This is a genomic window from Rhodoferax sp. (assembly GCF_034520025.1).
In the GTDB taxonomy this organism is placed as follows: Bacteria; Pseudomonadota; Gammaproteobacteria; order Burkholderiales; family Burkholderiaceae_C; genus Allorhodoferax.
Genome location: NZ_JAXHNZ010000001.1, coordinates 704,122 through 730,485 on the forward strand (window position 1 = coordinate 704,122; position 26,364 = coordinate 730,485).

Annotated in this window: 22 protein-coding genes; 14 read left to right on the forward strand and 8 right to left on the reverse strand. The window is 59.5% G+C overall.

All coding sequences use genetic code 11. The annotated features are described in order from the left end of the window. Window positions 1-25: 25 nt before the first annotated feature. Both U5L73_RS03380 and U5L73_RS03385 read left to right on the forward strand, forming a co-directional pair. Window positions 26-4,078 (forward strand): YhdP family protein, encoded by a 4,053-nt coding sequence (locus tag U5L73_RS03380; RefSeq protein WP_322561033.1) that lies wholly within the window; start codon window positions 26-28, stop codon window positions 4,076-4,078. A 33-nt stretch (window positions 4,079-4,111) separates the two neighbouring features. Next, window positions 4,112-4,930: a carbon-nitrogen hydrolase family protein gene (locus U5L73_RS03385; RefSeq protein WP_322561034.1), complete on the forward strand. Its 819-nt coding sequence runs from the start codon at window positions 4,112-4,114 to the stop codon at window positions 4,928-4,930. Window positions 4,931-4,972: 42 nt separating this feature from the next. Here U5L73_RS03385 and U5L73_RS03390 read toward each other — a convergent pair whose 3' ends face one another. Next, entirely contained in the window at window positions 4,973-5,104 is a 132-nt protein-coding gene (locus U5L73_RS03390) for a hypothetical protein (protein WP_313874812.1), read from the reverse strand. On the opposite strand from U5L73_RS03390, the gene U5L73_RS03395 reads away from it, so the two are divergent. Together U5L73_RS03395 and U5L73_RS03400 are read left to right on the forward strand one after the other, a co-directional pair. Continuing rightward, window positions 5,049-6,245 (forward strand): murein transglycosylase A, encoded by a 1,197-nt coding sequence (locus tag U5L73_RS03395; protein WP_416221255.1) that lies wholly within the window; start codon window positions 5,049-5,051, stop codon window positions 6,243-6,245. The two genes, U5L73_RS03390 and U5L73_RS03395, sit on opposite strands and share 56 nt — an antisense overlap. Window positions 6,246-6,306: 61 nt before the next feature. Continuing rightward, the gene (locus U5L73_RS03400) at window positions 6,307-7,257 is read left to right on the forward strand and encodes a chemotaxis protein (protein WP_313874814.1); all 951 of its coding nucleotides are present in this window, start codon (window positions 6,307-6,309) and stop codon (window positions 7,255-7,257) included. Window positions 7,258-7,299: 42 nt separating this feature from the next. Here U5L73_RS03400 and U5L73_RS03405 read toward each other — a convergent pair whose 3' ends face one another. The 3 genes from U5L73_RS03405 to U5L73_RS03415 form a co-directional block, all read right to left on the reverse strand. Then, a complete protein-coding gene (locus tag U5L73_RS03405; protein WP_322561036.1) occupies window positions 7,300-7,599 on the reverse strand; it encodes a hypothetical protein in 300 nt (99 codons plus the stop codon). Then, window positions 7,593-7,844, reverse strand: coding sequence for a hypothetical protein (locus U5L73_RS03410; RefSeq protein WP_322561037.1), 252 nt, complete (start codon window positions 7,842-7,844; stop codon window positions 7,593-7,595). The genes U5L73_RS03405 and U5L73_RS03410 overlap by 7 nt, the downstream gene beginning before the upstream one ends. A 95-nt stretch (window positions 7,845-7,939) precedes the next feature. After that, window positions 7,940-8,449, reverse strand: coding sequence for an Lrp/AsnC family transcriptional regulator (locus U5L73_RS03415; RefSeq protein ID WP_322561038.1), 510 nt, complete (start codon window positions 8,447-8,449; stop codon window positions 7,940-7,942). A gap of 118 nt (window positions 8,450-8,567) precedes the next feature. Here U5L73_RS03415 and U5L73_RS03420 point away from each other — a divergent pair, with 118 nt between their 5' ends. From U5L73_RS03420 to U5L73_RS03440, 5 genes are all read left to right on the forward strand, one after another. Further along, entirely contained in the window at window positions 8,568-12,209 is a 3,642-nt protein-coding gene (locus U5L73_RS03420; RefSeq protein ID WP_322561039.1) for an indolepyruvate ferredoxin oxidoreductase family protein, read from the forward strand. A gap of 139 nt (window positions 12,210-12,348) precedes the next feature. After that, on the forward strand, window positions 12,349-12,678 hold the full coding sequence (gene yajC, locus U5L73_RS03425) for a preprotein translocase subunit YajC (RefSeq protein WP_322561040.1): 330 nt from the start codon (window positions 12,349-12,351) through the stop codon (window positions 12,676-12,678). 33 nt (window positions 12,679-12,711) lie between these two features. Next, window positions 12,712-14,592 (forward strand): protein translocase subunit SecD, encoded by a 1,881-nt coding sequence (secD, locus tag U5L73_RS03430; protein WP_322561041.1) that lies wholly within the window; start codon window positions 12,712-12,714, stop codon window positions 14,590-14,592. Window positions 14,593-14,601: 9 nt separating this feature from the next. Further along, window positions 14,602-15,555, forward strand: a complete 954-nt coding sequence (secF, locus tag U5L73_RS03435) for a protein translocase subunit SecF (RefSeq protein WP_322561042.1) — start codon at window positions 14,602-14,604, stop codon at window positions 15,553-15,555. Between the two features lie 18 nt (window positions 15,556-15,573). After that, a complete protein-coding gene (locus tag U5L73_RS03440; RefSeq protein ID WP_322561043.1) occupies window positions 15,574-18,141 on the forward strand; it encodes a DUF1631 family protein in 2,568 nt (855 codons plus the stop codon). Window positions 18,142-18,157: 16 nt separating this feature from the next. Here the strand turns inward: U5L73_RS03440 and U5L73_RS03445 are convergent, their stop codons facing one another. The 3 genes from U5L73_RS03445 to U5L73_RS03455 form a co-directional block, all read right to left on the reverse strand. Next, complete coding sequence (locus U5L73_RS03445; protein ID WP_322561044.1) at window positions 18,158-18,655, reverse strand: DUF494 domain-containing protein; 498 nt, start codon at window positions 18,653-18,655, stop codon at window positions 18,158-18,160. An 89-nt stretch (window positions 18,656-18,744) separates the two neighbouring features. Further along, window positions 18,745-19,914 carry a DNA-processing protein DprA gene (dprA, locus tag U5L73_RS03450; protein WP_322561045.1) on the reverse strand — a complete coding sequence of 390 codons (1,170 nt, stop codon included), beginning with the start codon at window positions 19,912-19,914 and terminating at the stop codon, window positions 18,745-18,747. Between the two features lie 20 nt (window positions 19,915-19,934). Beyond that, window positions 19,935-21,152 carry a LysM peptidoglycan-binding domain-containing protein gene (locus U5L73_RS03455; RefSeq protein ID WP_416221256.1) on the reverse strand — a complete coding sequence of 406 codons (1,218 nt, stop codon included), beginning with the start codon at window positions 21,150-21,152 and terminating at the stop codon, window positions 19,935-19,937. A gap of 141 nt (window positions 21,153-21,293) precedes the next feature. Here U5L73_RS03455 and def point away from each other — a divergent pair, with 141 nt between their 5' ends. The 5 genes from def (at window position 21,294) to U5L73_RS03480 (ending at window position 25,239) form a co-directional block, all read left to right on the forward strand. Beyond that, on the forward strand, window positions 21,294-21,803 hold the full coding sequence (gene def / locus U5L73_RS03460) for a peptide deformylase (RefSeq protein WP_322561047.1): 510 nt from the start codon (window positions 21,294-21,296) through the stop codon (window positions 21,801-21,803). Continuing rightward, window positions 21,804-22,817, forward strand: a complete 1,014-nt coding sequence (fmt, locus tag U5L73_RS03465; RefSeq protein WP_322561048.1) for a methionyl-tRNA formyltransferase — start codon at window positions 21,804-21,806, stop codon at window positions 22,815-22,817. Between the two features lie 14 nt (window positions 22,818-22,831). After that, complete coding sequence (locus U5L73_RS03470) at window positions 22,832-23,572, forward strand: AzlC family ABC transporter permease (protein ID WP_322561049.1); 741 nt, start codon at window positions 22,832-22,834, stop codon at window positions 23,570-23,572. Next, window positions 23,569-23,925, forward strand: coding sequence for an AzlD domain-containing protein (locus U5L73_RS03475; protein WP_322561050.1), 357 nt, complete (start codon window positions 23,569-23,571; stop codon window positions 23,923-23,925). Before U5L73_RS03470 ends, U5L73_RS03475 begins: the two co-directional genes overlap by 4 nt. A gap of 120 nt (window positions 23,926-24,045) precedes the next feature. Then, complete coding sequence (locus U5L73_RS03480) at window positions 24,046-25,239, forward strand: phosphoglycerate kinase (protein ID WP_322561051.1); 1,194 nt, start codon at window positions 24,046-24,048, stop codon at window positions 25,237-25,239. A gap of 100 nt (window positions 25,240-25,339) precedes the next feature. On the opposite strand, the gene U5L73_RS03485 is transcribed toward U5L73_RS03480, so the two are convergent. After that, window positions 25,340-26,311, reverse strand: coding sequence for a diguanylate cyclase domain-containing protein (locus U5L73_RS03485; RefSeq protein WP_322561052.1), 972 nt, complete (start codon window positions 26,309-26,311; stop codon window positions 25,340-25,342). Window positions 26,312-26,364: the final 53 nt, after the last annotated feature.

The window sequence follows — 26,364 nt, forward strand, 5'->3', positions numbered from 1 at the left end:
ATTCTTGAATAGTCCCCATCGCACAATGACCGAACTTATCTCCGCTCCCTCACTCCGCATTCGGGTGTTCGCAAGCCTTGCAAAGTGGGCGTTGCGACTGCTGGCAGTGGGCTGGCTGGCCGTGGGATTGCTGTGGGGCGGATTGCATTTTCTCATTGTGCCGCGAATCGCAGAACTTCGCCCATGGGTCGAAACGCAGGCCACGCAAGCCCTAGGGTTGCCCGTCCGGATAGGGGATATGCAGGCCCGCTCTAACGGCGTGATCCCGTCTATTGAGTTGCTGCGGGTCAGTGTGTTGGATCAAGAGGGGCGTGAGGCTCTCGTGCTGCCCAGTGTGCTGGCCGCGCTGTCGCCCCGCTCACTACTGGTCGGTGGGTTGGAGCAGTTGCACATTGACAGCCCCTCGTTAGACATCCGGCGCTCCGCCGACGGAAGCTGGTGGATTGCCGGGCTGCCGGTCAGTGGCTCGAACAACACAGACGGTCGCGTGGCTGACTGGTTGTTCTCGCAGCCTGAAATTGCCTTGCTTCGCGGCCGTGTCACTTGGACGGACGAGACCCGCCCGGTGGAGTCTGTGGTGTTTGACGATGTTGATTTGGTGATTCGCAATAGCTTGCGTGGCCATGCATTGCGCCTTGACGCGACGCCACCCGCATCTTGGGGGCAACGCCTGAGTGCGCGTGGCATATTCAAGCAACCCTTGCTGTCTCGCCACGAGGGCCAATGGCAGGACTGGGACGGCGAGGCATTCGTCGACTTCCCCCAAGTGCATTTGGCAGAGTTGGGTCGCTATGTGGATTTGGGGGTGGCACTGACACGCGGAGAGGGCGCGATGCGGGCGTGGGTTGATGTCGTGGCCGGGGCGCCTACAGGTGCCGTGGCCGACGTCAGCTTGCAGCAAGTGCAAGTGACCACGCGCCAAGGTTTGGAGCCGCTCGAACTGAGCGCGGTGTCGGGCCGGTTAGGCGCAAAGACGCTGACCGGCGGCTATCAGTTCAGCACAGAGGCGCTTCAGTTTGTTACCCAGGACGGCTTGCATTGGCCCGGAGGCAATGTGCAACTGCAGCTGTTTGCGCAAACCCCTAGTCAAAAAGAGCGGGGTGCTTTGAGTGCAGATCGCCTCGATCTCGCCGCGTTGACTCAAATCGCTGCGCGCTTGCCGCTTGATGCGAGTGTTCACGACAGCTTGCTCCGCTTGAGTCCCAAAGGCGTGGTGGAGACTCTCAACGCCAGCTGGAGTGGCCCGACCACCAGCCCGACTGAATACGCTGTCAAAGGGCGGGTCAGCCAGCTGGGTGTGCCTGCATGCCTTTGCGGCGCTGAGAGTCGCCCCGGTTTTGACGGGCTGGATGCCACCTTTGAGTTAGACCAGTCCGGCGGCAAGACGACCTTGGCGATGCAGCGCGGCACTGCAGATATGGTGGACTTGCTGGCAGAGCCGCTCATAACGTTTGACCAACTCGCAGGTGACCTGCAGTGGAAGCTCAACGGCAAGAGATTGCAGCTGAGCGGCAGCGGCGTGCGCTTTTCCAATGCGGATGCCGCAGGCGAGTTGAAGTTCACTTGGAGCAGCCCGGAGACGGGGGCTGTGACTGCGCTGAACCCGGGCGTTCTGGATTTGCAGGGCAGCGTGAGCCGGGCTGACGCAGCCCGCTTGCCCCGCTACTTGCCCTTGGCGATGGAGCGTGATGGGCGCGACTATTTGCAAGCTGCCTTACTGGGTGGTGCACTGACTAGCGGAACCTTTAAGGTAAAAGGGGATTTGGCCCGTTTCCCGTTTCGCACCGCCAGCCAGGGTGAGTTCAAAATTGCGGCGGCTTTTCAGAATGGCAGCTTTGCGTTCGCGCCGGCGGCGCTCATGCCCAAAGACAGTTTGCCCTGGCCTGCCTTGAACCAGCTGCAGGGCGACATGGTGTTGGACAAAGATCAGCTCCAAGTCAGACTCACCCGCGGCACTCTGGGGGGCGGGGGCGTGCAGTTTTCAAAGGCGGATGTTCAGGTCAGCCGCTTGTTTGATGCATCTACCGTCGCAGTGACAGCCGATGCCAAAGGGCCGGTCATGGATGTAGTGAGTGTGGTGAATAGCTCCCCGCTGACCGAAGCCTTGGACAAAGCACTGGCGCAGACCTCTGCCACGGGAGTGGCGGATTACAAATTCAAACTGGGCTTTCCCCTGGCGGACACCAACAAATTGGCGGTGCAAGGTACCGTGGTGTTGCCCGGCAACGACCTGCAGATTCGCCCCGATACCCCCAAACTCTCACGTCTCCGGGGCACTATCAACTTCAACCAATCCGGCTTCAGTTTGAGCGGTGCGCAAGCCCGCGCTCTGGGAGGGGATGTGCGCATTGAGGGGGGCTTGTCGGTGGCGCCGGTGTCCAATATTGCGAGCGGCGCCAAGCCTGCGGCGTCGCAGCTGCGCTTTGCCGGTATCGCCACATCAGAAGGCTTGCGTCAAGCCAAGGAACTCGGCCCCGCCGCGCGCGCAGCCCAGTTCGCCATTGGCAGCGCCAGTTACACCGCGACCCTGGGTTTTCGCTCGGGAGTGCCGGAACTACAAATCAACTCTAATCTGGTGGGCATGGCATTGAACTTGCCCGCACCCTTGACCAAAACCGCCGAGGCAGCGCTTCCGGTGCGGTTCGAATCGGCGGTGCTGCGCCCTGCAGCGCCCGCGGTGGCCACACGCCTGAAAGACCGTTTGCAACTGGATGTCGGCCGGCTGGCATCGGTCATTTTTGTGCGCGATATCTCGGGCCCCGAGCCCCATGTGCAAAGCGGTGCGATTGCCGTCGGGCTGGGCCCCGATGAGGCGGCTCCACTACCCGATGCCGGTGTCGTCGCCAACCTCAACATTCCAAGATTGGATCTGGAGGCGTGGACGGCGGTTGCGGACAAGCTTGGGAGCGATGGAGCCGTTGACTCGGCAAAAAGCCCCTCGCCGGGTGCGATGTCCGCCTCCGAGTACCTGCCCAATGTGCTGGTGCTCCGCTCCAAGGAGCTGTTGGCTTCCGGACGCCAACTCAACAACGTTGTAGTGGGGGGCGGGCGCGAAGGCCCTTTGTGGCGCGCTAACGTGGACGCGACAGAGCTGTCCGGCTATGTCGAATACCGCCAGCCCTCGGGTAGCAATGCCGGGCGCTTTTACGCGCGCTTGGCCCGGCTCTCTATTGCCCAGAGTGGTGCGCAAGATGTGGAGTCGCTCTTGGACGAGCAGCCTGCCGCGATTCCTGCGTTGGATATCGAGGTTGATGACTTTGTGCTGCGGGGTAAAAAATTGGGCCGGATCGATGTCGAGGCGGTGGACCTGGGGAGTGCAGGTGCCCGCGAATGGCGCCTCAACCGTTTCAATATCCGCACCCCGGAAGCCGAGCTGACCGCCAGTGGCAACTGGGCAGCTATCAATGCGTCTGCCACATCACCGGGGAGCACTGTGCGGGATCGCCGCCGCACGGTTTTGAACTTCAAGCTCGACATTCGCGATTCGGGCGAACTGCTCAGCCGCTTGGGCATGCCCGGAGTGGTGCGCAAGGGCGAAGGCAAAGTGGAGGGCCAGGTTGCGTGGGCCGGCTCGCCGATCACGGTGGACTACCCCAGTATGAGCGGCAAATTCAATCTGAACGTGGAGACGGGCCAGTTTCTCAAAGCCGAGCCCGGCATTGCCAAGCTTTTGGGCGTGTTGAGCTTGCAAAGCCTGCCGCGCCGGCTGATGCTAGATTTCCGCGATGTGTTCAGCGAAGGCTTTGCTTTTGACTATTTCCGGGGTGACATTGCGATTGAGCAGGGCGTCGCCAAAACCAATAATTTGCAGATGAAAGGCGTCAATGCCGCGGTGCTGATGGACGGCCAAGCCGATATTGCCAAAGAAACGCAGAACCTGCGGGTGGTGGCGGTGCCAGAAATCAATGCGGGCAGCGCCTCCCTGATCGCGTCGGCTATTAACCCGGTGGTTGGCTTGAGTACCTTTCTGGCCCAGCTGCTGTTGCGCGGACCATTGGTAAACGCGGCTACCCAGGAGTTTGTGGTGGACGGCACTTGGCTGGACCCTAAAGTAACCCAGGTGCCGCGTAAGCCCTGATGCACTGATGCGTTTGAATTACGGAGTTGATCTATGAAAGTCGCAGCCATCCAGATGGTGTCTACCGGCCATGTGCAGGACAACTTGCAGATCGCCCAAGCCTTGCTGACAGAGGCCGTAGGCCAAGGGGCCGAGCTCGCTGTGTTGCCCGAGTATTTTTGTTTGATTGGGCTGCGCGATTCCGACAAGCTGGCGATTCAAGAGCCCTTCGGGCGCGGCCCCATCCAGGACTTTGTGGCCGGGGTAGCGCGCTCGCTGGGGATCTGGATCGTGGGCGGTACCTTGCCCTTGACGGCCAGTCAACCCGACCATGTGTTCAACAGTTCGCTGGCCTTCAATCCGCAGGGGGAGTGCGTGGCCCGATACGACAAGATCCACCTGTTTCGCTTCAACAACGGTGCCGAGAGTTACGACGAGTCCCGGGTGCTGGAGCGGGGCAGCACGCCCACCGTCTTCAGCCTGCCGTCTCGGGATGGGCACACCTGGTCTGTGGGCATGAGCGTGTGCTACGACATGCGCTTTGCCGAGCTTTACCGGGAATACGCTGCACGCGGTGTCGATTTGCTGTTGGCCCCGAGTGCCTTTACCCACACCACGGGGGAGGCCCATTGGGAGGTGCTGTTGCGTGCCCGGGCGATTGAAAATTTGTCGTTCGTGGCTGCGGCTGCGCAAGGGGGCGTGCACCCAAGCGGGCGGCGCACTTGGGGGCAAAGTCTGCTGATCGACCCCTGGGGCAAAGTGCTCGCAGAGCAAGCCGAGGGCCCGGGCGTTGTGCTGGCGGAACTGGACTATCGTCAGCTCCAGCATTGCCGCGCCCAGTTGCCGGCGCTCCAGCACCGGATTTTGGGATGATTGCTATTAAATTAGTAGCAAGCTGCGCAATCAATATATGGGCTAGTCCTCTTTTTTGTCATTATTCTCTTCGGGCGGCAGTTCACCGTTCTTGCGCCCGTGAAACATGGTCCACCAGATGATGCCTATGAATATCAGGCCAGCGCCTAGCGCTTCGAGGAGTAGCAAAGTCATGCGTCGTTGTTTGAGGTGGACTGTATCGGTCTTGATTGTAGGAATTCTGGCCGCGTGCGGTAGCGCGCCACCGGTGGTGCGCGCACCGGTCGAGCCTGTGCGCACCGCGGTACCCGCAGCGCCCGGGCCCGCGCCTGCGGTCGGCCCGGTGGTCACTCAGTCGCGCAGCCGTTGGGTGCCGGTTCCGTGGGACAGCCTTCCCGGCTGGGGTGCTGACAACCTGTTCGAGGCGTGGAATGCGTGGCTGAAAAGCTGCGAGAGGCCTCAGCCACCCATGGCGGCTTTGTGCGCAGAAGTGCGCCGCTTGAGCATCGGCAGCCCGCAAGAGCAAATGGAGTGGATGCAAACCCGCCTTCAGCCGCACCGGGTGGAGACATTGCAAGGGGAGGCTACGGGTTTGTTGACCGGCTATTACGAGCCGATACTGGAGGCCAGCCGTAAGCCAGCAGCAGGCTTTTCAGTGCCGCTGTACCAGCTGCCCACTGGAATGACGCCCCGCAAACCATGGTTCACCCGCCAGGAAATGGAGACCCTGCCGGAAGCGCAGGCAGCCCTGCGTGGCAAGGCGATCGCCTACCTAGCGGATCCGGTGGATGCTTTGGTGCTGCAAATTCAGGGTTCCGGGCGGGTACGGATTACCCAGCCTGACGGCAGCGTGCGTTGGGTGCGCTTGGCTTATGCGGGTACCAACGAGCAGCCCTACCGCAGCGTGGGCCGTTGGCTCTTGGATCAAGGCTTGATCAAAGACGCCTCATGGCCCGGTATCAAAGCCTGGCTTGCGCAAAACCCGCAGCGCCAGCAGGAGCTCTTATGGTCGAACCCGCGGGTGGTTTTTTTCAAGGAGGAGCTACTCGGTGAGTTGGATGCAGCCTTCGGGCCCAAAGGCGCCCAAGGCGTTGCCTTGACCCCCGGTCGCTCGATCGCTGTGGACCCCGGCAGCATCCCGTATGGCGCGCCAGTCTGGTTGACTTCAACGGGAAATCAAACAAATTTGCAAAAATTGGTACTTGCGCAGGATACCGGGAGCGCGATTATCGGTGCGGTGCGTGCCGACTACTTTGCCGGCTGGGGGCCGGAGGCCGCAGAGCTAGCCGGCCGCATGCGGCAACCATTGCAAATGTGGATTTTGTGGCCCAAATAGCGCAGAAACCGTTAGTATGGATACATTCAATCTGTGAGATTCGGAAATTAAGGACGGACTTATGAGCAAAGAGATGCGCGACATTGATGAGCGGACCAATCTGGCCGCCAACAGCATGTTCGAACTGCTGCTGTTCCGCTTGGGCGAAGCCCCCGGCACCCAGCGCCGGGAGTTGTTCGGCATCAACGTGTTCAAGGTCCGGGAAATCCTGGTGATGCCCGAAATCACCGCTATGGTGAATTCACCGCCCGCCGTGATGGGCGTCGCCAACATCCGTGGGCAAATGATCACCGTGATCAACTTGCCGCAGGTGGTGGGCTGTACGCCGACCAAGGGGCTGGGCATTCTGCTGGTGACCGAGTTCGCCCGCACGACACAGGCCTTTGCGGTTGAAGAGGTCAACGAAATCGTGCGCTTGGAATGGAAGCAAGTCCTGTCTGCCGAAAACACCGGCGGTGGCTTGGTGACCAGTATTGCGCGTCTGGATGGCAATGCCGAAAACACCCGCCTGGCCCAAGTGCTGGATGTGGAGCAGATCCTCCGTGATGTGATGCCCCAAGAGGTCAAGGAAGAGGTGCCAAGCACCGCGCCCAAGCTTCGTTTGGAGCCGGGCCAGATCATTCTGGCGGCTGACGATTCTGCCGTGGCACGCATGATGATCGAGAAGGGCCTCAAAGGCATGGATGTGCCTTACATCATGACCAAAACCGGCAAAGAGGCGTGGGAAAAACTGCAGTCACTCAACGCCCAAGCCACGGATGAAGGCAAGTCCATCAAAGACAAAGTGGCCTTGGTGTTGACCGATCTCGAAATGCCCGAAATGGATGGTTTCACTTTGACCCGCAACATCAAGCAAGATGGCCGGTTCAGCAGCCTTCCGGTGATCATTCACTCTTCGCTAACCGGTGCCACCAACGAGAGCCACGTCAAGAGCGTGGGGGCAGATGCCTACATCGCCAAGTTCGTGGAAGAAGAGTTGGCCGCTACCATCCGCGAAGTGCTGCACCGCTGAGGGCAGCGCCACCCGGCGACCGGAGGTGGCCGCCGCGGGCTATCAGCGCAAGCTCACCTTGAGTTGAACCTCCGTTCGAGTCACGCCACTCTCCATCTGCGTGCCGCCCAGGCTCTGCTGGTTGTTCTGCAGGTTTTGCTCGGTCTCTGCCACCGTCATCCACTCGCCCAAGGGGAGCAACAGGCTGCTGCCGGTGCTGAACTGTGCAGGTGGCGCATTCACTGCCCCTGCTTGGGGAAACAGGGGCCGCATCGCTTGCTGGGTATTGAGTTCTACCTCGACCACATCGCCACCCTCCCAGCGCGGCAGCGCGCTAAAGCCCGTGCCAGCTTCGATCAGCACGGTCCCTTGGTGACGATGCGCCCGTTGCGCACAAAGCTTTGCAGCAGGCGCAGTGGCGTTTGCGTTTGCACTGCGATGCGTGCTGGCCGGCCATTCAGAATGAGGATTTGTTGCACCGCCGTGCCGCTGCTCCGGCCTTGCGCCAAGCCGCCTGTGACCCTGCCGCCTTGCAGGTCTACGCCCGCCTGCTGGCCATCTTCGGATTGCACCTGTCGCACTTCGATCAGCAGATTACGCAGAGGCAAGAGAGTTGAATTTGCTCCTGAATTGATAGCTGCTTGCGCATATACCGCGGGCGCTAGGTGCCAAAACAATGCTAAAGCGAGCCAATGTCTGCTTTTCATGAGCGTCCTTTCATGGTGGCGCCTGTGGGTGGCGCTTGCAGTTGGCTCAAGGGCAAGGCACTGCTGGCCTTGACCTCACCAAGCGAAAAGCTGGTGTGCAGGTCTTTGACGTTGGGCAGGTTGATCAGCACTTCGCGTGCGAACTGGCTGAAACTGTTCAGGTCGCGGCTGACCACTTGCAGCTCAAACGTGCCAGTGCCACTGATGTAGTGGCAGCTAATGACCTCTGGAATTTGCCGTATCGCCTCTTCGAGTTCTTGAAGCACATCGCCGCTGTTGCGGTTGGCGTCCAGGCGCACAAAGGCCAATACTCCCAATCCTATTCTCTGGCGGTTGATTTCCGCGCGGTAACCGGTGATGAAGCCGCTGTCCTCCAGCGCCTTCACTCGCCGCCAACAGGGCGCCGCACTCAGGCCCACGCGGGTGGCGAGTTCAGCGTTGCTTAGGCGTCCATCGTTTTGCAGCTCGCTCAGAATAGCCAGGTCATAGCGGTCAAGTGTTTCCATAAAACGCATTATGGAGAAAGAATCGTTCTTTGGGAGGTGGTTTCCAGGCAAAGAACGCAAACACCTATCTGAGATGCGGGCATACACTTTGCCGAACAAAAACACGGAGACAAGCACCATGAATGCACCCCTCAACCGGGATCTGCCCGCGCACATCCGCACGGCGCTAGAGACCGTCACCCCTGATGACAAATACGCCCTTGACCGCGGAAGCGCTTTCATGAGCGGTGTGCAGGCGCTGGTCAAGCTGCCCATGCTGCAGCGCGTGCGCGACCAGCGAGCGGGCAAGAACACGGCCGGCTTTATCAGCGGCTACCGCGGCTCGCCCCTGGGCACCTATGACCAGTCGCTGGTCAAGGCAGAAAAATACTTGGAGGCCCACCACATCAAGTTCCAGCCGGGGGTGAATGAGGAGCTGGCTGCCACTGCCTTGTGGGGCACCCAGCAACTGGGCTTTGCACCGCCCGGCACGAACAAATACGACGGCGTGTTCGGCATCTGGTATGGCAAGGGCCCTGGTGTGGACCGCTGTTCTGACGTGTTCAAGCACGCCAACATGGCCGGCACTACGCCGTGGGGCGGTGTGATCGCCGTGGCGGGGGATGACCACATTTCCAAAAGCTCTACCGCCGCCCACCAAAGTGACCACATTTTCAAGGCCTGCGGGTTCCCGGTGTTCTTCCCGGCGAATGTGCAGGAGATTCTGGATCTGGGTCTGCACGCCTTTGCCATGAGCCGTTTTTCCGGCGTGTGGGCGGGCATGAAGACGATTCAGGAAATTGTGGAGTCCAGCGCGACCGTCACCATCGACCCAGAGCGTGTCATCACCCGCATGCCGGCTGACTTTGAGCTGCCGCCCGGTGGCCTGCACATCCGCTGGCCCGACCATGCGCTAGACCAGGAAGCCCGCCTGTTTGATTACAAGTGGTACGCCGCGCTGGCCTACATCCGCGCCAACCGCCTGAACCACAACGTGATTGAGGGGCATCACGGCGGCAAGGGGGATCGCTTCGGCATCATTTCCAGTGGCAAAGCCTACAACGACACCCGCCAGGCGTTGCTGGACCTGGGGTTGGATGACGACACCTGCCGCCGCATCGGCATCCGCCTGCACAAAGTGGGTGTGGTGTGGCCGCTGGAGGCTCAGCTGACCCGCGAATTCGCCACCGGCTTGCAAGAAATTCTGGTGGTGGAAGAAAAGCGCCAGGTCATCGAATATCAGCTCAAGGAAGAGCTCTACAACTGGCGCGCGGACGTGCGCCCCACGGTGTTGGGCAAGTTCAACGAGGTGGAAACGCCAGATCACTATGGCGCCGGCGGCGAGTGGTCCATGCCCAACCCGAGCGCCAACACCTTGTTGCGTGCGAATGCGGATTTGTCGCCAGCGATCATCGCCCGCGCGATTGCCCAGCGCATCAAGAAGCTGGGGCTGGATGCGGATACGTGTGCCCGCATCGACGCCCAGATGGCGATTCTGGAAGCCAAAGAGCGAGCCATGCACGTCATTGACTTGGGTAACTCCGGTGCAGCGGCTGCGGTTCGCCAGCCCTGGTTCTGCTCAGGCTGCCCGCACAACACCAGCACACGGGTGCCGGAGGGCTCGCGTGCGATGGCTGGCATCGGCTGCCATTTCATGACCATCTGGATGGACCGCAGCACTGACGGCTTTACCCAGATGGGCGGCGAAGGTGTGCCATGGGTCGGGCAGCAGCCGTTCACCAACGACAAACACATCTTCGCCAACCTGGGCGATGGCACCTACTTCCACAGCGGCTTGCTGGCGATTCGCCAGAGCATTGCGGCCGGTGTCAACATCACCTACAAAATCCTCTACAACGATGCGGTCGCCATGACCGGTGGCCAGCAAGTGGGTGAGCGGCCGGAAGGGCACTCTGTGGTGCAGATAGCGCAGAGCATGCGTGCGGAAGGTGCTATCAAAATCATAGTGGTGACAGACGAGCCTGAAAAATACGATGCAGTCGAGGGGCTGCCCGAGGGTATTGCCATCAAGCACCGCGATGGGCTGGATCGCATCCAGCGTGAGTTCCGCGACATCAAAGGGACCACCGTCATCATTTATGACCAGACTTGCGCCACCGAAAAGCGCCGCCGCCGCAAGCGCGGCACCATGGAGGACCCCGCCAAGCGCGTAGTCATCAATGAGCTGGTGTGTGAGGGCTGTGGCGATTGTGGTGTGCAAAGCAACTGCATGAGCGTGGAGCCGCTGGAGACCCCCTTCGGGCGCAAGCGCCAGATCAACCAGAGCACCTGCAACAAAGACATCTCCTGCGTCAAAGGCTTTTGCCCCAGCTTTGTGACGGTAGAAGGCGGCAGCCTGAAGAAACCGGTGAAGCTGCAAACCGATGCCAGTGGTTGGCCGGCGCTGCCGGACCCGCAGCTTCCAAACCTTGCCACGGTGCAGGGCGGTGTGTGGGGCACCATCGTGGCTGGCGTGGGCGGCACGGGCGTGATCACCATCGGACAACTGCTCGGCGTGGCGGCCCACCTTGAGGGCAAAGGCATCGTCACCCAGGACGCCGGTGGGTTGGCGCAGAAGGGCGGAGCGACCTGGAGCCATGTGCTGATCGGCGCGTCGCAAGATGCGATCCGCACCACCCGTGTGGGCACCGCGTCTGCAGATTTGGTGCTGGGCTGTGATCCGGTCGTGGTGGCCGGTAAAGAAACGCTCATTCGCATGCGGCCCGGCCGCACCCATGTGGCGCTCAACGCCAACACGGTGCCGACCGCCGGCTTTGTGCGCAACGCCGACTGGTCCAACCCCGGAGATCAGTGTGTCGCCGACATCACTCGCTCAGTGGGTGAGTCGCATGTGGGCTTGTTCGATGCGGATGCCGCTTCTACTAAATTGTTGGGAGACAGCATTTACACCAACCCCATGATGCTGGGCTACGCGTGGCAAAAGGGCTGGATCCCCTTGGGTCTGACATCGCTGATGCGCGCCATCGAGCTCAATGCAGTGGCGGTGGGCAACAACAAGGCGGCATTTGAATGGGGACGCCGCGCCGCAGTGGATTGGCCGGCGGTTCAATGTGCCATCAACCCCGGGCAAGTGATTGCTTTCGCGCCGCGCAGCAAAGAAACGCTGGATGAACTTATCCAGCGGCGCAGCGAGTTTTTAAAGGCTTACCAAAATGCAGCGTATGCGGGTCGCTATGTCGACTTTGTGACCCGGGTGCGCGCAGCAGAGTCCGGCATCGAGGGGGGCAAGCTGGCGCTCACGGAAGCGGTTGCCCGCTATTTGTTCAAGCTGATGGCCTACAAAGACGAGTACGAGGTAGCCCGGTTGCACACCGATAGTGCGTTTCACCGCAAGATCAGCGGGATGTTTGAGGGAGATTTCAAGCTCGCCTACCACTTGGCACCCCCGATCTGGTCGCGTAAAAACGAGCAGGGCGAGGCCTTGAAGTCCCGGTTTAGTGCCTGGATGGGCTGGGGCTTCCGTCTCCTGGCACCCATGAAAGTGCTCCGGGGTACCGCACTGGATGTCTTTGGGTATACCGAGGAACGCCGTGAGGAGCGGGCGCTGATTGGCGAATACCGCTCTGCCATCGAAGGAATGTTGCCTGTCTTGAGTGCATCCAACCGGGATGCCGCGCTGGCGTTCGCCCGTGTGCCCGAGCACATCCGTGGCTATGGCCATGTCAAGGCCCGTCACTTGAAGGCTGCCAGGACCCAGTGGGTCGATTTGTTGTCCCGCTACCACGCAGGCACCGCGACCCAACGGGCCCGGGCCGCCTAGGGCCTTGCCCGCCCATCATGGGCGGGCCTTTTCCCCCGCTTACAATGACCGGTTGACTGGTTCTCAGCCAGTCGGTTCGCGCGCGGCTGTGCCGCGGGTGGAAAACTATTTGTTCTGATCCCTTTTGTGGAGTTTGCCTGTGTTCATTTCTTCTGCTTTTGCCCAAACTGCTCCTGCTGCCGCTGGCGGTGACATGCAATCCTCATTGATGAGCATGTTGCCTTTGGTGCTGATGTTTGTGGTGCTGTATTTCGTGATGATCCGCCCCCAAATGAAGAAGCAGAAAGAGCACCGCGCCATGATCGACGCCTTGGCCAAGGGTGATGAAGTGGTCACTGCTGGTGGCGTATTGGGCAAGGTCAGCAAGATGGGCGACAGCTATGTCGCCCTGGAAGTAGCCAGCGGCGTGGAAATCCAAGTGCAGCGCAGTGCGGTAGTGCAAGTGTTGCCCAAAGGCTCCATCAAGTAAGCGGCTGTTTTTAACTGTTAGCGAAGCGCGATCATGAACCGTTATCCGGTGTGGAAGTACGCGATCATTCTGGTCGCGCTAGTGGTCAGTGGCTTGTATGCCCTGCCCAATCTGTTTGGCGAAGCACCGGCAGTGCAAGTTTCAACGGCCAAGTCGTCGGTGAAGGTCGATGCCGCCACACTGGCCAAGGTCGAGCAGGCGCTGAAAAGCGCCGGCTTGACGCCCGATGCGGTGGCCTTGGATGGTGCGTCCATTAAGGCGCGCTTTGCTGACGCCGATACGCAGCTCAAGGCCAAGGATGCGGTTCAAAAAGCGATCAACCCTGACAGTGCGGACCCCTCCTACATTGTTGCGCTCAATTTGCTGTCTCGTTCGCCGGCTTGGCTGACGTCTCTGCGCGCATCGCCGATGTACTTGGGATTGGATTTGCGCGGTGGTGTGCACTTCATGTTGCAGGTCGACATGCAGGCAGCGCTCACCAAACGGGCAGAGTCGCTTGCCGGCGACATTCGCACCATCTTGCGTGAAAAGAACGTGCGCCACAGCGGTATTGCCCGCAACGGCCAAGCCATCGAGATCCGGTTCCGGGACGCGGCTACCGCTCAGGCGGCACAGCGCATCATTCAAGACCAGTTCACCGACCTTGATGCGGTGTCTGCCCCTGAAGGGCAAGACGTCAAACTGGTCGCCACGATCAAACAGGTTTCCGGAAAAACCATCCAAGACCAAGCGCTTAAGCAAAACATCACTACCTTGCACAACCGGATCAATGAGCTGGGTGTTGCAGAGCCGGTGATTCAGCAGCAAGGCCTAGACCGCATCGTGGTGCAGTTGCCCGGTGTGCAAGACACAGCCAAGGCCAAAGATATCCTCGGACGTACCGCAACTCTGGAGGTGCGCCTCGTCGATGAGGGCACTGAAGCCCGTGCGGCAGAGACCGGAACCGCTCCTGTTCCCTTTGGCTCTGAACGTTACCTGGATCGCGAAGGCATCCCGGTCATCGTGAAGAAGCAAGTGATTCTGACGGGAGAAAACCTGACGGACGCGCAGCCCGGATTTGATGGCCAGACCCAAGAGCCCACCGTGAATTTGTCACTGGACGCCAAGGGCGCCCGCATCTTCCGTGATGTGACCCGCGAGAACATCAACAAGCGCATGGCGATTTTGTTGTTCGAAAAAGGCAAGGGCGAAGTGGTGACTGCGCCCGTGATCCGTTCCGAAATCAGCGGCGGCCGTGTTCAGATTTCCGGCCGGATGACCACCGTCGAGGCGGCAGACACTGCGCTGCTGTTGCGTGCCGGATCTTTGGCGGCTCCGATGGAGATCATCGAGGAGCGCACGATCGGGCCGAGCTTGGGTGCCGAGAATATTGCCAAGGGTTTCCTGAGCGTCACTTGGGGCTTTGTGGCGGTTGCCATTTTCATGTGCGCTTATTACATGCTGTTCGGCGTGATTTCCAGCCTGGCGCTGGCCTTCAACCTGCTGTTGTTGGTAGCGGTGCTGTCTATGTTGCAAGCGACTTTGACATTGCCGGGCATGGCAGCCATGGCCCTTGTTTTGGGCATGGCAATTGATGCCAACGTGTTGATCAATGAACGCGTTCGCGAGGAGTTGCGCAATGGCGCATCGCCACAGGCGGCTATCCACGCAGGTTATGACCGTGCGTGGGCGACCATCATTGACTCCAATGTCACCACCTTGATCGCTGGGTTGGCGCTCTTGGCCTTCGGCTCGGGCCCGGTACGGGGCTTCGCTGTGGTGCACTGTTTGGGTATTGTGACCAGCATGTTCTCGGGTGTGTTCTTCTCTCGGGGATTGGTCAATCTTTGGTATGGTCGTCAGAAGAAGCTGAAAACGGTCTCTATTGGTACCGTGTGGCGTCCGGACAGCGGCACCGTAGTCACTACCCCTTAAGGAAAAGTCATGGAATTTTTTAAAATCCGCCGTGACATTCCGTTCATGCGGAATGCCCTGATCTTTAATTTGATCTCGTTCGTTACCTTCCTGGCAGCAGTGTTTTTCTTGTTCTCGCGTGGCCTTCACTTGTCGGTGGAGTTCACGGGCGGTACCTTGATGGAAGTGAGCTACTCGCAACCTGCGGATCTCAGCAAGATTCGCAGCACGGTAGACCGACTGGGTATCAGCGATGTTCAAGTGCAAAATTTTGGAACCGCGCAAGATGTCCTGATCCGCATGCCGGTACAAAAGGGGTCTACCTCCGGCCAGCAAAGCGAAAAGGTGCTTGCTGCGCTCAAAGAGGCGGATCCAAGTGCCACTATGCGCCGTACTGAATTTGTAGGCCCTCAGGTGGGTGACGAGTTGGCTGCTGACGGACTGAAAGCACTCGCGTTTGTGGTCATTGGAATCATGATTTACTTGGCCATCCGCTTTGAATGGAAGTTTGCGGTGGCTGCCATCATTGCCAACCTGCACGATGTGATCATCATTCTCGGTTTCTTTGCATTCTTTCAGTGGGAGTTCTCTTTGCCGGTGCTGGCGGCTGTGCTCGCCGTGTTGGGGTATTCGGTAAATGAGTCGGTTGTGATTTTTGACCGGATTCGCGAGAATTTCCGCCGCTACCGCAAGATGAACACGGAGCAGATCATTGACAATGCCATTACGTCCACCATCAGCCGGACCATCATCACCCACGGGTCTACCCAATTGATGGTGCTATCGATGTTGATTTTTGGTGGTGCTACTCTGCATTACTTTGCCCTAGCGCTGACGATTGGTATTCTGTTCGGTATCTACTCCTCTGTATTCGTGGCTGCGGCGATTGCGATGTGGCTTGGAATCCAGCGTGAGGATTTGGTAAAAAGCGGGCCCAAAAAGGACGTTGATCCCAATGATCCGAATGCGGGAGCGACCGTTTAAGTAAAGGATTTTTTTCACATGGCTACAGGCCAAGCGCTTTCACCTCGATTGCAACTCGCTCGCGTACTGCGGGAGCGATTTTTCGCGGAATCTTGTAAAGCGCTATCGGAAATTGCCGCAGCGGTTCAGGACCGGCTGACGGAGCTTGTCGATGAGCCGACGAATGCCCGTGATTCACAAACCCGTCGTGACAACTGGATGGCCTACAAACAGAGCCGTCCGTTGTGGGTCGAGGGCACACAGAAGTCTTGGCGAGAATGCCTGTCTCCTGCTGAAGTAAAGAAGACTGCAGAAGTCCGTTCCCTCAATCTAGAACTCGTGGGCACCGAGGTCGTCGAAAACAAAATCCTCGCGTCCCGGATGGTGTTGTCTGTGAACGAGAAGGTCTTGCCGCAGCTTGAAGACTTGCGCGTGCGGATCAAATACCTTGAAGGCCTGGAAGATCTGGACGGAAAAGACCTTTTTCGCCCGGAGGTACTGGTCCTCTTGCTGGTGGAACAGTGGTCTGTTTCAGGAATGCCAGGAGACTCTTGGCCGATGGTGACAGAAGTTGTCCAGCGCTTGTTGATTGAGCGACTGATTACCGCCTACAAAAATGCGAATGATGTCCTGATCAGCAAGGGTGTATTGCCTACGATCGAGTTAAAAGACCGCGTCAAGTCGCCTGCCAAAGCTCCCAACCAACGCTCGCCAAATTCAGGCGCACCTGTATCCGGTGGTGCTGAGTTAAGCGGAGCAGGGTATGAAAATGGTGACTCCTACGAAGCTGGCAATAGTGGTCCGCGCGGCCCACAAGGCACGGGTGCCCCCTCATGGTCTGGAGATAGAGCCTCTTATGCCGGAGGGTATGCCGGTGGAGCTGCTGCCTCGGCGGGCTCTGAGGCTCGGGATGCCCGCCTTTTCAGTGGCCGTTTGGGATGGGGCGGGGCTGCAGCCGATTCAGCAAGCGCAGGTGCAACGTTAGCTTCCGGTGCGCAAGGCGCAGGCACTTCTACGCCTACGCCGTTCTGGCGACAGTCCACCACCTTCAGTGCAGCGGGCAACGCATATGGCGCGACGGACGAGACGCGTATGCTGACTGCAACCACGCCGCTCGCGCGGGCGCGGAGTCGTGCACAAGGGGTCATCGGCCAAATTCGCAGACTGTTTGTGAGCCATGCGGGCGGCGACTTTGGTGGCGCTGAGCACCAGCCGCCATCACCCGCCTTGGCTGCTGCCATGGCCTATCGACCTGGCGTAGCCGGAGACTATGCGCCTGGCGGCACGCAATTTGAAGACTACAGCCCTGCAGGGGTTGCCCGTGTCGCGGGAGATTTGCGCCAGAAAACCCAGGAGCTCAAAAAGAAAGCGGAAACCAAGGGGGAAAAAGCCACGATTGAAATCGTAGCCCTCATGTTTCAGGCGATTCTGGCCGAAGATCGCATCCCTTCGGGCATACGCGTTTGGTTTGCCCGTCTGCAAATGCCTGTATTGCGGGTTGCTTTGGAAGATGCGGATTTTTTTGGTACCGCTACGCATCCCGCCCGGATGTTGATAGACCGGATGGGCTCCTGTGTCATGGGTTTTGACGCTGTGGGCGTACATGGCAGCGCGATGGAAGCAGAGATCAAGCGGATCGTGCAAGTCATTGAGCAGTATCCCGAAACAGGCAAGAAGGTCTATCAGATCGTTTTTGACGAGTTTCAAAAATTTCTTGCCAAGTTTTTGACTGAGAAGGGCCCCGCCCAAAAGGTGGTGGGAGTCGCACAGCAGGTCGAGCAAAAAGAGACGCTCGCGATTCAATACACCATTGAAATGCGCAACATGTTGAAAGACATGCCTGTGCGGGACGAGATCCGTGAGTTTTTGTTCAAAGTCTGGTCAGAGGTGTTGGCCGTCGCGGCTGTCCGAAAGGGCCCACAGCATGCAGACACGCTGATTTTGAAAAAAACTGCGACGGATTTGGTGTGGGCGGCGAGTGCCAAGCCGGATCGCGACGACAGGGCTCGTGTCATCCAAGATTTGCCGAATCTTTTGTTGCGCTTGCGCTCCGGCATGACTTTGCTGGCCATGGCTCCGTCTGAGCAAGAGGCGAATGTCAAGCGGATCAGCGATACCCTCGCCGACGCGTTCATGTCGAAAACCCAAGCCATACCGCAGGCACAAATTGATGCGATGGCGCAGCGCCTCGGCCATCTTGAGGATTTTGTCTCCGAAGATGGCATGGGCGATTTGCCGCTGGATGCCGAAAGCATCGAGATGATGCTTGGCATCGATGCCTCAGCGATTGAGGTGGTGGTGAATGGTGGCTCCAAACCCACCGCTGCCATGCTGGCTTGGGCACATGAGCTGCAGATCGGTAGCTGGTACACCCTGGACCACAACCATCAGATCATCCAAGTCCAATTCGCTTGGCGTAGCGACAAGAAGCACCTTAATTTGTTTGCTTCCACCGCCGGAAAGAGTTTCTTGATCCAAGGCGGACGATTGGCTGCATATTTGCAGGCGGGTCTTTTGTTGCCTCAGGAAGAGGAGGCGCTGACGGTCCGGGCCACCCGTGATGCGTTAGCGAAATTGGAAGCAAATCCGGAGCGATTGCTCGCCTGATTTTTCAGCAGGCTGCTCAGTGAATCGTGCGTGTCTCGTGCGTTTCGCACAGCTCATCGAGTGCGAGGGCGTCCGGCTCCTGGCCGAAGCTCCAAAACACCATCAGGATGATGATTTTCAGTTCATCCAGTGATACGGGGCCATCTTGCACTGCCATTGCGCGCTCTAACACCACTTCGCGGATATGGGCGGGAGTGATGCCCGCATGATCCAGAAAATGAAGATAGCCAATGCATTCGGGCTTCAAACGGTTCTGCTCCCGTGGCGAGTAGATCCGCATGCTGTCGGTCGTCGGTAAATGAAAGCCTGCGGCAGGCAAGACGGTGGGAGTTGAAGCTATCGCCGGTTTGGCAAACCGGGCAGCATTGCCAAGGCCGGTCAGCCAATCCAGTGCGTCAGCGATTTCTTCGGGGTCGAACCCTACACCGCTGAGTTTGCGTTGCAGATGCGCCGGCTCCGGGCAGCTGTCTTCCGCGTAAAAGTTTTCGTACACAAAGGCGAGGACTTCAAACATGGAAGGCAATATATCGCACAAAAAACTGACTTCTCAAGGCGGCCAGAACTGCCCCCTATTTCCTCGGATTGAACCGTTAGAAGTGTTTTTCAGGCCCGTCCGAGCTGCTGGAACTTGCCACCCGGCAATCGGGCAACCCAGCCGGCGAGCTCGAGACCCATCAGCAAAGCCTGCAAAGTGGGGGTGTCCATCCCGCTGCGTTGCTGCAGGCTATCGAGCGTCATCGGATCAAAGCCCAAGGCATTGAGCAAACCCGCCTCCAGCGAGGAAAGTCCATCCGAAGCAGTGTCGCTTTGTTCGCTGCTGGAATTCTGGGCAGATGCGGAGAAATCGCGGCTGCCGGAGGCGGTGGGGAGTTCATCCAGAATGTCTTGCGCAGACTCGACCAATTTGGCGCCTTGTTTGATCAGCGCATGGCAGCCGCGTGCTTGCGTGGAATGGATAGAACCGGGAATCGCAAAGACGTCCTTGCCTTGCTCCACGGCTAGGCGGGCCGTGATCAGGGAGCCGGACTTCAAGGCCGCCTCTACAACCAGTGTCGCCTTGCACAAGCCCGAGATAATGCGGTTCCGCTTGGGAAAGTTTGCTGAGAGCGGTGCGGATCCCAGGGGATACTCGCTGAGGAGAATCCCGTGTTCTGCAATACGGTGGGCAAGCTCAAAATGCGCTCTGGGGTAGACACGGTCTAACCCAGTTCCTACAACGGCCACGGTACCCCAGGCTGGACCCACATAGCCTGCAAGCGCGCCTTCGTGGGCAGCGCCATCAATCCCCAACGCAAGTCCGGAAACGACGGTGATGCCCGATTGCCCCAGTGACTCCGAAAATTGCCGCGCATTCTGTACGCCCTGGGGCGTTGGGTTCCGGCTACCCACCACGGCCACGCCAGTCCGGGCACATTCCTGAAAGCCTTCTCGGAGCTTGTCGACACGCCCAAGCGCATAGAGCATGAGCGGAGGATCCTCGGTGTCCAACAAGGCCTGCGGGTAGGCGCTATCGCCCAGTGTGATGATGCTCCGTTGGTTGGGCGCTTGGTTCAGCCACTCTTCCGTGCGCAAGACAAGGGCTTCCAAGCCTTCCGGCGCCAAGCAGAGCGAAGCCGCTTGACGAGCCGTGACACATGCGCGCAGCTCTGACTCGGTGGCCTCAAAGATGGCTTGTGGCAGGCCGAAGTGCTTCAGGAGACTCCGCGCAGTGACATCGCCTACGCCATCCGTAAGCCCCAAGCGCAGCCATGCGCGCAGTTCGATCGACTCCACAGAACCTGCCTTGCCGCGGATCAGCGGGGGTTGATCAGGCGGTCGCCGATCCGAACGGAGTCACTAATCTCCAGAATCAGCGCATACGACACCCGTTCGTAGGAACTGAACACCATCAAGATGCCATTGCGCTCATCGGGCAACTTCATCAGCGGACGGGACGGGTCGGACCGGTCCACCACCCGCGCTCCATCCTTTTGGATGGCCAATACATGGCCGGACTCAATGCCATCACGTTTGCCCAAGCTGATCGCCACCACTTGATTCTGGGAGGCATTCACAATCGACGTGCTGCCGTAGACCGACACAATGCGGCCATTAACGCGCGCTTCCGGGGCCCGCGGCGTGTAGCTGGTGAATTGCTTGGGTGGTTCGGGAATCAGCCGATCACCCACCCGCATCTCTTCCTTGGCGGACACAATATCGATGGTGGCGGGAACCACCACGCTCTGCACCTTTCCATCAGAGCCGTTGACCTCGGACGTGCTTTCACTCCGTGCGAGGACCGCCTTGCCGACGTACTGCGCCTCATACGCCAGCACCTCGCCAGTGCCGGGATCTTTGAGAGGCTTGGCATTGCGGAACACGCGGAACAGCTGTTCCTTGTTTTGGTTGTCCAGCAGGGGCGTTTCGGTGCCGCGGGCGTAGGCCCGGTCGCCACGTCCCAGCAGTACCCGCTCTTCTTGCGTCGCCACAATACGGGCTGCGCCCTCCAGACCTGCTTCATCAACGATCATTGGCTCTGCCAAAAACGCCTCAATCACACTGGTGCGAAGTGTGGGGAGCGCAAAGTCAGGCAAATTCTCAGAGCGGGTACGCGGGCTGAGCCGCACGGTGTCCGGTGCACTGTTCGCTGTGCCGACGGCATTGGCGAGCCTCAAGGTGGCAACGCCGTTATTCCGCTCCAGCAGCAAAATCTGGCCCGGGAAGATGCGATGAGGGTTCTTGATGTCCTCAAGGTTCATGCCCCAAAGCTCCGGCCAGCGCCAAGGGCTCTTCAAAAAGAGGGTCGAGATGCCCCATAGCGTGTCACCGCTCTTGATGGTGTAACGATCGGGCGCGTTGGCGGCCAATTCGCTCAAGGGCACACCCTTTTGCGCCACTGCAGCGGCGGTCTGGCGCTGTTCGCTGGTAATCGGGAAACTTTGCGCCCCTACGCTTGCGCTTGTCAGCGCCCCAGCCAGAGCAGCTACAGCGGCCAAGGCCAAGCGGGATTTCGCCATCAGGTGTGTCGTCATAGGGTGCAAATCAGGGTCTAAACTTGATAATTTACGCGCGATTTTGCGCTCAAGCCCTTGATTCAGCAACGATTTTGGGCTGCCCGTAATGCAAGCAAGCGTAAAAGTGGCGAAAATACCCACATCTCCAAGGCAGCATTCATGGCTCTACTTCCCATCCTTTGTTTTCCCGATCCCCGTTTGCACACGGTGGCCCAACCCGTAAGCGCCGTCGATGACCGTATCCGAGCACTGACCTGGGACATGCTCGAAACCATGTACGACGCCAGTGGCATCGGCCTGGCTGCCAGCCAGATCGATGTCCATGAACGTGTCATCGTGATTGATGTATCGGAAGACCGAGACCAACCCATGGTGTTGATCAACCCCGAATTGATCTGGACCAGTCCGGAAACGCACCTGAATGAAGAGGGCTGCCTCTCCGTGCCGGGTATTTACGATGGCGTGACGCGGTTTAACGCGGTCCACTGCAAGGCCTTAGACGCGGACGGCAAAAGCCGGGTGATCGAAGCAGACGGTTTGCTGGCGGTTTGCATCCAGCACGAAATGGACCATTTGATGGGAAAAGTGTTCGTCGAGTACCTGTCGCCGCTGAAGCGCAACCGGATCAAAACCAAGATGCTCAAGGCCAAGCGCGAGGAAGCGCGCTAAGTGCCGGCAGCGTTCACGCCGCTTCGGGTCATATTTGCAGGCACCCCTGAATTCGCCCGGCTCGCTTTGGCAGAGCTCCATGCCGCCGGCCACACCATCGCGCTGGTGTTGAGCCAGCCTGACCGGCCTGCGGGCCGGGGCATGAAGTTACAGGCCTCGGCGGTCAAGCAATATGCGGTGGAACACCAAATCCCTGTCGCCCAACCACGCAGCTTGCGCTTGGACGGCAAATATCCGGATGATGCCGCTTTGGCCCGCGCAGCGATTGCCGACGCTCCAGCGGACGTCATGGTGGTGGCTGCCTATGGGCTGATATTGCCCCAGTGGGTGCTTGACGACATGGCCGCCCCTCATGCCGACGGACGGCCCCGCTATGGCTGCCTGAATATCCACGGCTCCTTGCTCCCGCGTTGGCGGGGGGCAGCGCCTATCCACCGGGCGATCGAGTCCGGCGATACCCACACCGGCGTCACCATCATGCAAATGGATGTGGGCCTGGATACCGGTGATATGTTGCTCAAAGAGGCGCTCCCGATTGCCGATAGCGACACCACCTCGACCTTGCACGACAAGGTGGCTGCGCTAGGCGCGCGCATGGTGGTACAAGCCTTGGCCGATGCTGCGCATGGTGCTTTGCAGCCGGTAGTGCAGCCGGCTGAGGGTGTGACCTACGCCCACAAGATCGATAAAGACGAGGCACCTATCCGTTGGGCGGATGACGCGCACGCCATCGTGCGGCGCGTCCGGGCCTTTAACCCTTTTCCCGGGGCCAGCACGGTGTTGGACGGCGAGGTGATCAAAGTATGGGCTGCGCAAGCCCAAGCGACGGAAACAGTAGCTCCTTTGGGGCAAATTGTGGCGGTCGCCCCCGAAGGGGTTGCGGTAGCTGCTGTGAATTCTGTAGTGCTGTTGACGGAGTTGCAGCGCCCCGGGGGCAAGCGCCTACCGGTGGCTGACTTTTTGCGCGGCATGCCCTTGCAGGTCGGCCAGCGCTTCGATGTGCCGCCGCTGTAAAGGCCGGCTTATCCATGTTTTTTTTGCGGGAAAACTACCGCCACCCTGAGTTTCGCAAAGGCTTTCGCGACATGGCCGGCGTGGCTCCCGGCATTGCCGCGTGGGGCCTGATGACGGGCGTTGCCATGGTGAAGTCCGGATTGAGCGTTAGCGAGGCCTTGCTGATGGCGCTCACCGTGTTTGCCGGCAGCTCGCAACTCGCAGCCATGCCGCTCATTCAAGCCGGTGCGCCGGTCTGGGTGATTTTGGCGACCGGTTTCTGTGTGAATTTGCGTTTTATGGTGTTCAGTGCGCATTTGCGGCCGTATCTGATGCACTTGCCGCGTTGGCAGCGACTGGTCACCGGTTATTTGTCCGCCGATTTGACCTATGTGCTGTTTACCCAGCGCTACCCGCAGCCGGGTGAAGGCGAAGCGGCCCGGCGCGCTCAAATGGCGTATCTCGCGGGTAACGGCGGTATCAACTGGGCCAGCTGGGTGAGCAGCAGTGTGGTCGGGGTGGTGCTGGCCAATTTTGTTCCCACGGCGTGGGGCTTGGGGTTTGCGGGCATCTTGGCGCTGGTCGGTATGTTGGCATCATTAGCCAGTAGCCGCATGCGTTGGGTGTCGGCCGGCGTTGCCGGTTCTGCGGCGGTGGCGGCTTTCGCTTTGCCCCTCAAACTTAATATTCTGGTGGCGATTGCCGCTGCGGTGGCGGTTTGCCTGTTGCTGGAGTCACGGCTCGCACCCCTTAAGCCGGAGGAGGCTGCGGGATGAGTATCTTTGAAAACACCGATCTCTGGACCCTGCTGACGATCATGGGGCTGGCCTGCGTAACCGTGGTTGCGCGGTCTTTCTTTTTCATCTTCGATAGGCACTGGGAGATGCCGGCATGGGCGCAGCGCGGCTTGCAATATGCGCCCATCGCCGCTTTGGCAGCGGTGATCGTGCCGGAGATCGTGATGGTTCAGGGCCAGATGATCCACACGCTCAAAGACGCGCGCCTGTATGCGGTTGCTGCAGGTTTGGCGTATTTTTTCTGGCGGCGTGGTCAGGGGCAGGCCGTGCTGGGCACCATCATGTCCGGCATGGCGGTGTATCTGCCGCTGCATATCGGCTGGGGCTGGTAAGCGCTGCACCGTACCCGGTAGGGAACCCGCACACCGGTAGTGCGCTTCTACAATGCGCGCAGTGACAGCGCTGCGCTGCTGCCGAACCGGTTTCTCAATTAACTATCCCGAGGTTTTTTCATGCAAGTGATCCGCTTTTCTGATCTGGTCGCCCAAGGCCAGGTGGCCGGCAAACGTGTATTCATCCGTGCCGATTTGAATGTGCCGCAAGACGATGCCGGTCATATCACCGAAGACACCCGGATCCGCGCCAGCATTCCCTGCATCGAGATGGCGCTGAATGCCGGAGCTGCCGTGATGGTGACTAGCCACTTGGGGCGCCCTACTGAGGGCGAATTCAAGCCCGAAGACTCTTTGGCGCCTGTGGCCAAGCGCATGGGCGAGCTGATGGGCCGCGAGATTGCAGTGCTGGCCAATTGGACCGACGGCGTAACGGTTGCCCCCGGTCAGCTGGTGATGCTGGAAAACTGCCGCGTCAACAAGGGCGAGAAAAAGAACAACGAAGAACTCGCCAAGAAAATGGCCGCGCTGTGTGACATCTTTGTGCACGACGCGTTTGGTACCGCCCACCGCGCAGAGGCCTCCACGTATGGCATCGCCCAGTTTGCGCCGGTGGCGTGTGCAGGCCCCTTGCTCGCTGCGGAAATGGATGCGATCAGCAAGGCCCTGCTGGCGCCCAAGCGCCCGTTGGTGGCTATTGTGGCCGGCTCTAAAGTGTCGACCAAGCTCACCATTTTGAAGAGCCTGGCTGACAACGTGGACCAACTGATTGTCGGTGGCGGTATTGCTAACACCTTCATGTTGGCCGCCGGCCTGAAGATCGGCAAGAGCCTGGCGGAGCCGGATTTACTGGCAGCGGCAACTGCAGTGATCGAGGCCATGAAAGCGCGCGGTGCCGCAGTGCCTATCCCTACCGACGTGGTCACTGCCAAAACTTTTGCCGCAGATGCGCCAGCCACCATCAAGGCGGCCACTGACGTGGCGGATGACGATTTGATTCTGGATATTGGCCCCCAGACTGCCCAGGCGTTGGCAGAGCAACTCAAGAAGGCCGGCACCATTGTGTGGAACGGCCCGGTAGGCGTGTTTGAATTCCCGGCTTTCGAGAACGGCACCAAGGTGATTGCCCACGCCATCGCGGAGAGCAGCGCCTTCAGCATTGCCGGCGGTGGCGACACGCTGGCTGCGATTGCCAAGTACGGCATCGAAAAGCAGGTGGGTTACATCTCTACCGGTGGTGGTGCGTTCCTCGAGGTGCTGGAAGGCAAAACCCTGCCGGCTTTCGAGATTTTGGGTAAGCGCGCAGCGGGTTGATTTGCTATCATTTTAATAGCTAGGGGCGCACGTTCTATGTGCGCTAAGGGCACTTCCGGCATTCAGCTGGCAGTGCCTTTTTTTATGGGCGTGTTCGCGCTCAGGTTGCCGGCTGGGTGGCGCGGTCGAGTTGCAGGGCACGGATCTGCCCGGTCCCCGCTTTTTTGGCGTGTTGGAGTTGCTCGTTGGCGGCCTGCAAAAACGCTTCCCAAGTCACAGGGGCGGCCTGCAAGCGGGTCACCAGTCCCAAGCTGATCGTGACCTGTCGCCCTGCAGCCTGATCTGCCTTAAGGCCGGTCAGTTCGCGTACACGTTGCTCCATGCTGTTTGCAAGCTTGCGCGCGTGTGCGGGCGAGGTGTCTGGCAACAGGCAGGCGAATTCTTCTCCCGCAAACCGGGCCACTACGTCGGCCGGGCGGCGCAATACCTCTTTGAGCGCTAACGCAATTGTGCGCAAACAGTCATCGCCGGCTTGATGGCCGTAACGGGTGTTGTAGGCCTCGAAGTGGTCCACATCCACCAGAATCAAGGAGAGTGATTGGCCGCTGCGGGTCGAGCGCGCCCATTCCGAGGCGAGCTGTTGATCAAAATAGCGGCGATTGAACACCCCTGACAAGCCGTCGAGCAGTACCAGTTTCTTCAGCATGTCTGCCTGGAACTTGAGGGTGAGCTGGGTGTGCACCCGTGCCTTGACTACCGCTGGGTTGATCGGCTTGGCAATAAAGTCCACCGCGCCCAAACTCAGGCCGTGGGTTTCCTGGCCGGGGTCTGAGCGGGCGGTCACAAAAATGATCGGGAGCGCAGCCGTCTGCGGGTCGGCTTTTAGGGCTTTGCACACGGTGAAGCCATCCATGCCCGGCATCAACACATCCAGCAGCACCAGGTCGGGCGGGTCGCTGCGGCACAGGGCCAAGGCCTGCTCACCGCTGGTCGCCATGTAGACCTGGTAATCCGCAGAGAGCGTGTGCATCAGCAACTGCAGATGCACGGGCTGGTCATCGACCACCAGAAGCTTGGGTTTGCCGTGGGTGCTGTCCAGCAAGGCGGCAGTGTGTGAGGCAGCGGCATTCATGGTGCGGGCGATGAACTAATGAGCGGCAAAGCTGGTGATTCCACCATGACCCG

Bases quoted from the DNA above. Each gene is read 5' to 3' on its own strand.
- U5L73_RS03380 (WP_322561033.1), top strand. From the start codon at position 26: ATGACCGAACTTATCTCCGCTCCCTCACTCCGCATTCGGGTGTTCGCA.
- U5L73_RS03385 (WP_322561034.1), top strand. From the start codon at position 4,112: ATGAAAGTCGCAGCCATCCAGATGGTGTCTACCGGCCATGTGCAGGAC.
- U5L73_RS03395 (WP_416221255.1), top strand. From the start codon at position 5,049: ATGATGCCTATGAATATCAGGCCAGCGCCTAGCGCTTCGAGGAGTAGC.
- U5L73_RS03390 (WP_313874812.1), bottom strand. From the start codon at position 5,104: ATGACTTTGCTACTCCTCGAAGCGCTAGGCGCTGGCCTGATATTCATA.
- U5L73_RS03400 (WP_313874814.1), top strand. From the start codon at position 6,307: ATGAGCAAAGAGATGCGCGACATTGATGAGCGGACCAATCTGGCCGCC.
- U5L73_RS03415 (WP_322561038.1), bottom strand. From the start codon at position 8,449: ATGGAAACACTTGACCGCTATGACCTGGCTATTCTGAGCGAGCTGCAA.
- U5L73_RS03420 (WP_322561039.1), top strand. From the start codon at position 8,568: ATGAATGCACCCCTCAACCGGGATCTGCCCGCGCACATCCGCACGGCG.
- secD (WP_322561041.1), top strand. From the start codon at position 12,712: ATGAACCGTTATCCGGTGTGGAAGTACGCGATCATTCTGGTCGCGCTA.
- secF (WP_322561042.1), top strand. From the start codon at position 14,602: ATGGAATTTTTTAAAATCCGCCGTGACATTCCGTTCATGCGGAATGCC.
- U5L73_RS03440 (WP_322561043.1), top strand. From the start codon at position 15,574: ATGGCTACAGGCCAAGCGCTTTCACCTCGATTGCAACTCGCTCGCGTA.
- U5L73_RS03445 (WP_322561044.1), bottom strand. From the start codon at position 18,655: ATGTTTGAAGTCCTCGCCTTTGTGTACGAAAACTTTTACGCGGAAGAC.
- U5L73_RS03455 (WP_416221256.1), bottom strand. From the start codon at position 21,152: ATGACGACACACCTGATGGCGAAATCCCGCTTGGCCTTGGCCGCTGTA.
- def (WP_322561047.1), top strand. From the start codon at position 21,294: ATGGCTCTACTTCCCATCCTTTGTTTTCCCGATCCCCGTTTGCACACG.
- U5L73_RS03470 (WP_322561049.1), top strand. From the start codon at position 22,832: ATGTTTTTTTTGCGGGAAAACTACCGCCACCCTGAGTTTCGCAAAGGC.
- U5L73_RS03475 (WP_322561050.1), top strand. From the start codon at position 23,569: ATGAGTATCTTTGAAAACACCGATCTCTGGACCCTGCTGACGATCATG.
- U5L73_RS03480 (WP_322561051.1), top strand. From the start codon at position 24,046: ATGCAAGTGATCCGCTTTTCTGATCTGGTCGCCCAAGGCCAGGTGGCC.
- U5L73_RS03485 (WP_322561052.1), bottom strand. From the start codon at position 26,311: ATGAATGCCGCTGCCTCACACACTGCCGCCTTGCTGGACAGCACCCAC.